At 74.9% G+C, this 1,938-nt stretch carries 2 protein-coding genes; both read left to right on the plus strand.

Going from position 1 to position 1,938, the window contains the following annotated elements:
- The first annotated feature begins 81 nt into the window (after nucleotides 1-81).
- Nucleotides 82-1,518 carry an amidase gene (locus ACZJYS_RS24175; protein ID WP_493180623.1) on the plus strand — a complete coding sequence of 479 codons (1,437 nt, stop codon included), beginning with the start codon at nucleotides 82-84 and terminating at the stop codon, nucleotides 1,516-1,518.
- Nucleotides 1,515-1,938, plus strand: a 424-nt coding sequence (locus ACZJYS_RS24180) for an alpha/beta hydrolase (protein ID WP_493180624.1), incomplete at its 3' end; no start/stop codon positions are given. The genes ACZJYS_RS24175 and ACZJYS_RS24180, both read left to right, overlap by 4 nt.

Here is a 1,938-nt window from a genome sequence, read left to right on the forward strand (position 1 = left end):
CGCCCGGCCGGGGCAATCTGCGCCATCCTGCCGGCGCGCCCCGTGCCCGGTCCTGCCTTACCGACCACAGCGGAATCCAGCATGTCCGATACCGATCCGGCCCTGATGTCGGCCGAGCAGCTCCTCGTCCTCTATGCCCGCCGCCGCCTCTCGCCGGTGGAGGCCTTGCAGGCGGTGATGGAGCGGGTGGCGCGCTACAACCCCTGGGTCAACGCCTTCGCCATGCTGAACCCGCGCGCCCTGGCCCAGGCCGGCGAGTCGGAGGCGCGCTGGTCCGCCGGCCGCCCGATGGGGCCGCTGGACGGCGTGCCGGTGACGGTGAAGGACCTGCTGAACGTGCAGGGCATGCCGACCCGCCGCGGCAGCAAGACCACCGACGCCACCCCCGCCACGGAGGACGCGCCGGCCGTCATCGGCCTGAAGGCGGCGGGCGCCGTCATCCTCGGCAAGACCACCACCACCGAGTTCGGCTGGAAGACGCCCGGCGACTGCCCGCTGCACGGCATCAGCCGCAACGCCTGGAACCCGCAGCGCACGGTGGGCGGCTCCTCCTCCGGCGCGGGCGCGGCGGGGGCGGCGGGCTTCGGCCCGATGCATATCGGCACCGATGCCGGCGGCTCCATCCGCATCCCCGCCGCCTATTGCGGGCTGGTGGGGATGAAGCCGAGCTATGGCCGCATCCCGCAATGGCCGCACAGCGCCTTCGGCCAGGTCTCCTGCGCCGGGCCGATGACGCGCAGCGTGCGCGACGCGGCGCTGATGATGTCCGCCATGGCCATCCCCGACCTGCGCGACCCCTTCTGCGTGCAGGAGGAGCCGCGCGACTGGCGCGCCGGCATCGAGGACGGCGTGGCCGGGCTGCGCGTGGCCGTGGTGCGCCGCCTGGGCTACGCGCCGCCGATCGACGCCGAGGGCGAGGCGGCGGTGCTGGCCGCCGCCCGCGTGCTGTCCGAGCACGGCGCCATCGTCGAAGATGCCGACCCCGAGCTGCCGGATACGCGCCACATCTTCGGCCGCGTCTGGGGCGTGGCGCTGGCGCGGCTGGTCAACACCATGGCCCCCGAGAAGCGCGCCCTGCTGGACAAGGGCCTCGAGGAAGTGGCGGAGCGCGAGGGCGGCATGTCCGCCATCGACTTCCTCGGCGCCGAGGCGATGCGCACCGAGGCGGCGCACGCCATGGCGCGCTTCCACCTGAAATACGACCTGGTGCTCTGCCCCACCACGCCGACCGCCGCCTTCGACGCCGACGCGCCGACCATCAAGCCCACCGAGGCGCTGTGGCGCGACTGGGCGCCCTGGACCTTCGCCTTCAACCTGACCCGCCAGCCCGCCATCACCGTGCCCTTCGGCCTGGACGAGGAGGGGATGCCGCGCGGCGTGCAGCTCGCCGCCGCGCAGCTGCGCGACGATCTCTGCTTCCGTGCCGCCCGGGTGCTCGAGCGCGCCGTGGCGGTGCCGGTGGCGCGGCCGGAGGCGCAGGGGAACGGGGCTTCCTGCGCGAACCACCACCACCATTGAGCGGATCTCGGCCTACCCGCCGCGCCCTGGCGCCGCTGCTGGCGCTGCCGGGGGCGGCGGCTCTGGCGGGGTGCAGCCCGGCGGCGCTGGTCAACGCGCTGGTGCCCTCGGGCGGCTTCACGCGGCGGCGGGACATCGCCTTCGGTAGCCTGCCGCGCCAGCGCCTCGACCTCTACGAGCCCGCCGATCCGGCGCCGGGCGCGCCGCTGGTGGTGTTCTTCTATGGCGGCGGCTTCCGCAGCGGCGCGAAGGCCGATTACGTCTTCGTCGCCGAGGCGCTGGCCGGGCTTGGCTGCCCCGTCGCCATCCCGGACTACCGGCTGATGCCGGAGGGGCCGTGGCCGCTCTTCCTGGAGGATGGCGCGGCGGCGGTCTCCTGGCTGCGGCAGGCGCCGGCGGCGGGGCGGCGGCTGGTGCTGA

It is taken from the genome of Roseomonas sp. TS2, from assembly GCF_058833935.1.

Excerpts from the sequence above, each read along its gene's own strand:
- ACZJYS_RS24175 (WP_493180623.1), top strand. The coding sequence starts at position 82 with ATGTCCGATACCGATCCGGCCCTGATGTCGGCCGAGCAGCTCCTCGTC.